General features: G+C 61.3%; 9 protein-coding genes and 1 other RNA gene. 8 read left to right on the top strand and 2 right to left on the bottom strand.

The genetic code is table 11. The features are described from left to right. Positions 1 to 314: metal ABC transporter permease (locus Q427_RS26460; RefSeq protein ID WP_043518466.1), on the top strand; the 314-nt coding region annotated here is incomplete at its 5' end. A 77-nt stretch (positions 315 to 391) separates the two neighbouring features. On the opposite strand, the gene Q427_RS26455 is transcribed toward Q427_RS26460, so the two are convergent. Beyond that, a complete protein-coding gene (locus Q427_RS26455; protein ID WP_043518465.1) occupies positions 392 to 697 on the bottom strand; it encodes a hypothetical protein in 306 nt (101 codons plus the stop codon). Positions 698 to 930: 233 nt separating this feature from the next. Here Q427_RS26455 and Q427_RS26450 point away from each other — a divergent pair, with 233 nt between their 5' ends. Genes Q427_RS26450 through Q427_RS26430 form a run of 5 tightly spaced genes read left to right on the top strand, consistent with a single transcriptional unit; the run spans position 931 to position 3,659 of the window. After that, on the top strand, positions 931 to 1,329 hold the full coding sequence (locus tag Q427_RS26450; RefSeq protein WP_231613936.1) for a P-II family nitrogen regulator: 399 nt from the start codon (positions 931 to 933) through the stop codon (positions 1,327 to 1,329). A 20-nt stretch (positions 1,330 to 1,349) separates the two neighbouring features. Beyond that, entirely contained in the window at positions 1,350 to 2,102 is a 753-nt protein-coding gene (locus Q427_RS26445) for a DUF1538 domain-containing protein (protein ID WP_043518463.1), read from the top strand. Continuing rightward, a complete protein-coding gene (locus Q427_RS26440; protein ID WP_043518462.1) occupies positions 2,102 to 2,875 on the top strand; it encodes a DUF1538 domain-containing protein in 774 nt (257 codons plus the stop codon). The genes Q427_RS26445 and Q427_RS26440 overlap by 1 nt, the downstream gene beginning before the upstream one ends. A gap of 23 nt (positions 2,876 to 2,898) precedes the next feature. Continuing rightward, entirely contained in the window at positions 2,899 to 3,249 is a 351-nt protein-coding gene (locus Q427_RS26435; protein ID WP_043518461.1) for a P-II family nitrogen regulator, read from the top strand. An 11-nt stretch (positions 3,250 to 3,260) separates the two neighbouring features. Next, positions 3,261 to 3,659 carry a CBS domain-containing protein gene (locus Q427_RS26430; protein ID WP_043518459.1) on the top strand — a complete coding sequence of 133 codons (399 nt, stop codon included), beginning with the start codon at positions 3,261 to 3,263 and terminating at the stop codon, positions 3,657 to 3,659. Positions 3,660 to 3,753: 94 nt separating this feature from the next. Here Q427_RS26430 and ffs read toward each other — a convergent pair. Next, positions 3,754 to 3,850, bottom strand: an RNA gene (gene ffs, locus Q427_RS30780) — signal recognition particle sRNA small type. A gap of 239 nt (positions 3,851 to 4,089) precedes the next feature. On the opposite strand from ffs, the gene Q427_RS26425 reads away from it, so the two are divergent. After that, on the top strand, positions 4,090 to 5,313 hold the full coding sequence (locus Q427_RS26425; protein ID WP_043518458.1) for a carboxylate--amine ligase: 1,224 nt from the start codon (positions 4,090 to 4,092) through the stop codon (positions 5,311 to 5,313). Positions 5,314 to 5,385: 72 nt separating this feature from the next. Next, the gene (locus tag Q427_RS26420; protein ID WP_043518456.1) at positions 5,386 to 5,640 is read left to right on the top strand and encodes a hypothetical protein; all 255 of its coding nucleotides are present in this window, start codon (positions 5,386 to 5,388) and stop codon (positions 5,638 to 5,640) included. Positions 5,641 to 5,689 lie beyond the last annotated feature (49 nt).

The following is a 5,689-nucleotide window of genomic DNA, read 5'->3' as shown; positions in this document are numbered from 1 at the left end:
TCCACTACGGGCTGATTCTGCTACTGACACTCACCATCGTGGCCAGTCTCGAAACCGTGGGGATCATCCTGGTCGTGGCCATGCTGATCACCCCCGGTGCCACCGCTCACCTGCTCACCGACCGCTTCCCGGTCATGATGGCGATTTCGGTCACGGTGGGGGTGGTTTCGGCGGTCGTGGGGCTATGGCTGTCGGTGGCGCTGGATGTGGCCTCGGGGGGCACCATCGTGCTTGTCGCCACCGGCCTGTTCTTCCTTACCCTGGTGGCGGCGCCCCGTCATGGGCTAGTGGTACGCCAGCTGCGGCGGCGCTAGGCAATGGTCCGAATACTGGCTGCGCTTGGCCATTTTCGACCTACCTGTAGTTGCTGCTGCTCCCTCTGCGTCTGCGCTCAGGCGCAGTCGGCTGCCCCCGAACCGAACATGTCGAAAAGCAGCTCGCGGCCCAACGCGGTGAGCACGAACCTGCCTGACTCATTGTAGGAAGCGGCTTCGCTGCGCTCCAGCACCTGCTGACAGGTAGCCCAGTCGTTGGACGCCTGGCTGAGGTGCTGGATGGCGCCCCGATCGAGTCCTCGGTGAGGAACGGTCACCGTCTCCAGGACGTGTCCATGGCGGTACAGGAGTGCGGCCATGTGGGAAATGCATTGGCGCAAGCTTCGCTGGATGCCAGCGGCTGCGGAATTTTCGTCGATCATGATGCGCGGTGCTCCTCTCGCAAGAGTTTGCTGCAGCGCATTATACCACTAAGGTCTATATACAACAAAGGTCGACAAGCAGCTGAGTGCTGTCACAAGCCTCTTTCCGGGGCATCACCATGGCACGACAGACCATTGGCACCCATTCTTGACCCTTGTCATTGACGAAATGACTCAAACACCACAGGGTCGAGGGAGAATTCCGTAACGGAAACCGTGCAGGGAGGGGGCATATGACAACAACAAACCTGGGTGACCATCCCCACGGCGGCTCCAGCCCTGCCATGGAGTTCAAGCTGATCATGCTGATGGTCGACGAGAGCAAGACCGACCAGGCCATGGAGGCCTCGCGTCATGCAGGGGCGACGGGGGCCACTATTATCAGCAACGCCCGTGGCCAAGGCCTCGAACAACATTTCGGCTTGTTTGGACTAGAAATTCTCAGCCCCCGCAACGTAATACTCATTCTGGTCGAAGCACGCCGCTGCGTCACCGTTATGCAGGCCATCGTGGACGCCATCGGGCTGGACGAGAGCCTTGAGACTGGCATTGCTCTGGAACTCGACGTCAATCGAGCCCTGGGGCTCAAGGAGCACATCGCGAAGCTATCCGAGCAGCGTCCTCTCGACTGAATCGACGAGGAAACCGGCCCATGGACCTCCTGACGGCACTGCTGCAGCAGACTCGCGACAGCCTGCGCGACCTGACGCCGGTAGTGCTGGTGATCGCCTTCTTCCAACTGGTGGTGATTGGTCAGCCGCTGCCGGATAGCATGGCGCTGCTCGACCTGGTCACGGGCCTGCTGCTGGTAGTACTTGGGCTATCGCTCTTTATCAAGGGCCTACAGCTCGGCCTTTTCCCTGTCGGCGAAAACCTGGCTCATGAGTTCGCCCGCAAGGGCAGTGCCGCCTGGCTGATGCTGTTTGCCTTTTCCCTGGGATTCGGCACCACCGTGGCCGAACCTGCACTGATTGCCATCGCCGGCAAGGCGGCCTCCGTCATGGCCGACGCGGGCCAGATTGCTGACCTGGACAGCGCCCGTGCGAATTTCGCCTGGCAGCTGCGCTTGGTGGTGGCAGTCTCAGTGGGCAGCGCCGTAATGCTCGGCGTGTTGAGAATTCTCAAGGGCTGGCCGCTACATCTGATGATCATCGCCGGCTATCTTATCGTGCTCTTGCTGACCCTGCAGGCCCCCGACGCCATCGTCGGCATCGCCTATGACGCCGGTGGTGTAACCACCTCAACCATCACGGTGCCGCTGGTAACGGCCCTGGGAGTGGGGCTTGCCACTGCCATTCAGGGCCGCAATCCGATGCTCGACGGCTTCGGCCTGATTGCCTTCGCCTCTGTCATGCCGATCATCTTCGTACTGCTGTTCGGGATCGTCGGCGGGAGGGCCGGCTGATGTCCGTTCTCGCCGTGCTGGGCAGCACACTCCTCGATATCCTGCCCATTGCCGCTATCATTTTCAGCTTTCAGTATCTGGTCATCCGCCGTCCGATCAAGCGGCTCAAGCAGGTGCTGAGCGGCTTTGGCCTTGTCCTGCTGGGGCTGGCGCTATTTCTCGTTGGCCTGGAGACTGCCCTCTTCCCCATGGGCACGCTGATGGCCGAGCAGTTGACCTCCGAAGACTTCCTGCCCGCCATCGCCCAGCAAGCGGAACGACGCTGGCACGACTACTATTGGGTCTATCTGTTTGCCTTTGCCATCGGTGCCAGCACCACCATTGCCGAACCGGCACTGATCGCTGTTTCTGTCAAGGCCGGCGAAATTTCCGGCGGTACCATTGACCCACTGATGCTGCGCATTGCCGTCGCCCTCGGCATGGCCTTCGGCATTACCCTGGGTACAATTCGCATCGTGCTGGGACTGCCCTTGCAGTGGTTCGTGCTGGCGGCCTATGTGCTGGTGATCGTCCAGACGCTGCGCTCGCCGCGCAGCATCATTCCACTAGCCTTCGACTCCGGGGGGGTTACCACCTCGACCATCACGGTACCCATCATCGCTGCCCTGGGCCTGGGACTCGCCACCACCATTCCGGGTCGCGACCCCATCATCGACGGCTTCGGCATGATCGCCCTGGCCTGCCTGTTTCCGATCATCTCGGTCATGGGCTATGCCCAGATCGCCGAATGGCGGGAGCGACGCGGCTCGCGGAGAAAGATTCCCCCTTCCTGATTCCGCCCGCAGAGGAGCGACCCATGCGATTCAAGCTGATTCTGGCCCTGGTCGACGACGAGAAGACCGATGTCCTGCTCGATGCGGCGCGCCGGGCAGGCGCCACCGGTTCCACCGTCATCAACAATGCCCGCGGCGAGGGGCTCAAGAAAACTCACGGCATCTTCGGCATGGCGCTGAGCAGCCAGCGGGACGTGCTGTTGCTGCTGGTGGAGGAGCATCGCTGCCGTCGCATCCTGGAAACCATCGCCGAGGTGGGCGAGTTCGATGACTCGCCGGGCACCGGCATCGCCTTTCAGCTCGACGTGGAGGATGCCCTGGGCGTGAAGCACCAGATACTCAGCATTTCCCAAACCCTGAAGGACGAACTCTGAGGAGCACCGCCATGCCGTCACCACCCATCGTTCGCATCCGGGATGTGATGCATCCCGGCTACAGCCTGGTCGACGGGCTCATCACCGTCGCCGATGCCCTGCAGGTGATGCGCCAACAGCAAACCCGAGTACTGATCGTTCGCAAGCGTGACGACAACGACGAGTATGGGTTGGTGTTGTCGGCCGACATCGCCAAGCAAGTCATGGCTCCCAATAGGGCACCGGACCGGGTCAATGTCTATGAAATCATGAGCAAGCCGGTCATCTCGGTGCCGCCCACCATGCAGCTTCGCTACTGTGCCCGGCTCTTCCAGCGCTTCGGGCTGTCGCTAGCACCGGTGATCGATTCAGATGGCACCATCGTCGGCATCGTCAGCCACGATGACCTGATACTTGGCGGGCTGTATTGAGATACCTGGACTGCTGGAACGCAGCAGCCCCGACCAGTACTGGCGGGGCTGCGCAAATGTTAGATGAAAAACGTATATCCCAAAATGGAGGCGGCCCCGAGAGCCACATCCCGGCACACGCGACCACCGCTACCGTTGCTCCCTTCCGGGCCTGGCGGGGTTTGCGGTTTAGCGTTGCGGGAGGACCAACGGGGCCACCACTACGCGGCATCTGCTGCATGAACTAGGCTGATAAAACGACCTTGAGAGCAGTGCCGAACTCGGCGAGGCATCAATGGCTTGCCGAGTGCGGATGCACTATACCAGCGGCCAGGCGGGCCAGCAAGAGCGGACGCGCGGCCTGGGCTCGACCATGCTAGGCGTTGACATTTCGTGTAGGGTGAACAGGAAAACGACGACGAAAAACACGATACCGCTCAGGAGGCGTAACATGAAGAAGGATACCAACAAGGGCTATATCGCACTGCTCGGCTGGAGCCTCAACGCCATCGAAGCCGCCGAGAATTTCGATCGACGCTACGTGGTGGTAGCCCCTGACTGGGCAGAAGAGTACTGCAAGAAACACGACATTCCCTATGTCTCCTGGCACTTCGAACGCCTCAATGACAGCTCGCTGGATATCGCCGAAAAGCTCAAGGAGATGGGCGTCGACGTGGCGATTCCGCTTTTCGAGGAGACCGTGGAGTGGGCCGGGGCCATCAATTCCCTGCTGCTCGACAACCCGCGCCTCTACGGCCAGTCGCTGCTGCTACGCGACAAGGCGCTGATGAAGCGACGCGCTCAGCTCGGCGGCATCCGCGTTGGCATCTTCGAGGAGGCCCACGACAAGGGTGATGTCATCCGCTTTCTCAAGCGGGTCAACCAGACCCTGCTCAAGCTCGACGGCGACCCCAACGACCCCATTCACCTCAAGGCGTTCGACAAGGCCGGCTGCCTGGGCCACCGGGTGATCCGCACCCCGGATGAAGTCGATACCATTCCGGATGAAGAGTTCCCGGTGCTGATGGAGTCGCACCTGGACGGCTGGGAGTTTGCCGTCGAGGCATGGATCCACAACGGCAAGATCGCCTTTCTCAACATCTCCGAGTACGTGACCCTGGGCTACTCGGTATTCGTTCCGGCCTCACCGGAGCTCGAGAGTTACCGCCCACAGATCACCGCCCAGATCGAGAAATTGATCAAGGCCTTCGACATCGAGTTCGGCTTGATACACCCTGAGTACTTCGTCACCAGCGACGGCGAGATGTACTTCGGCGAGGTCGCCTACCGCCCGCCGGGATTCAAGGTGTTCGAACTGCTCGAGCGGGTCTACGGCTTCAACGCCTACCAGGCCAGCATGCTGGTCTTCGATCCCAATACCACCGATGAAGAGGTCAAGGCCTTCTTCCCCAGGGAAGTGGTCGATGCCGACGGCTATGCCGGCTGCTTCGGCGTGTATCCGCGGCGCCGCGTTGTCAGCCGCCTGGAGATTCCGGAGGAGGTCGAGGACGATCCCTACTTCGAGTCCCATGAGCTGACGCCCCCCATGGAGGAGACGGTCACCAAGCGTACCGCCTTCGGCACCCACTGGGGACTGATCTACTTCAAGGGTGACGAGGCGGCACGCATGAAGGAACTGCTCAAGAATATGGAAGAGCTTGATTTCTATGTCTGATCAAGGCGTCATGAGCACAATGACAGCCTGACACAAGGAGTCGGCGTGACGACGCACCGGCACACGCAAGAGATGAGCGAATCGCCCGCAGGCGACGACAAGCTTCGGGGCCTGCTGGCGAAACTCGACGAGGCAACCACCCTGCTCGCGGATGCGCGCGAGTTCACCAAGGCAACGAAGCTGCCCCGCGTGCTGGATACCGCACGCCGGGTGCTGCTTCAGGAGGGTGGTGCCGCCGAGCTGGAGGCCCGGGCCAAGGCGCTCGAGGAGGCGGGCATCKTYCTCGCTCCGACTGGGAAACGCCTCAGTACCTGGTGCCCTCCCTGACAACCCATGCCCTCAAGAGCCGCCGATCCCAACATGGTGGTGATCGAGT

The sequence above is a fragment of the Halomonas sp. BC04 genome (genome assembly GCF_000568385.1).
The sequence above is the reverse complement of the archived record's forward strand: the minus strand, read 5'-3'. Positions and strand labels throughout refer to the sequence as shown.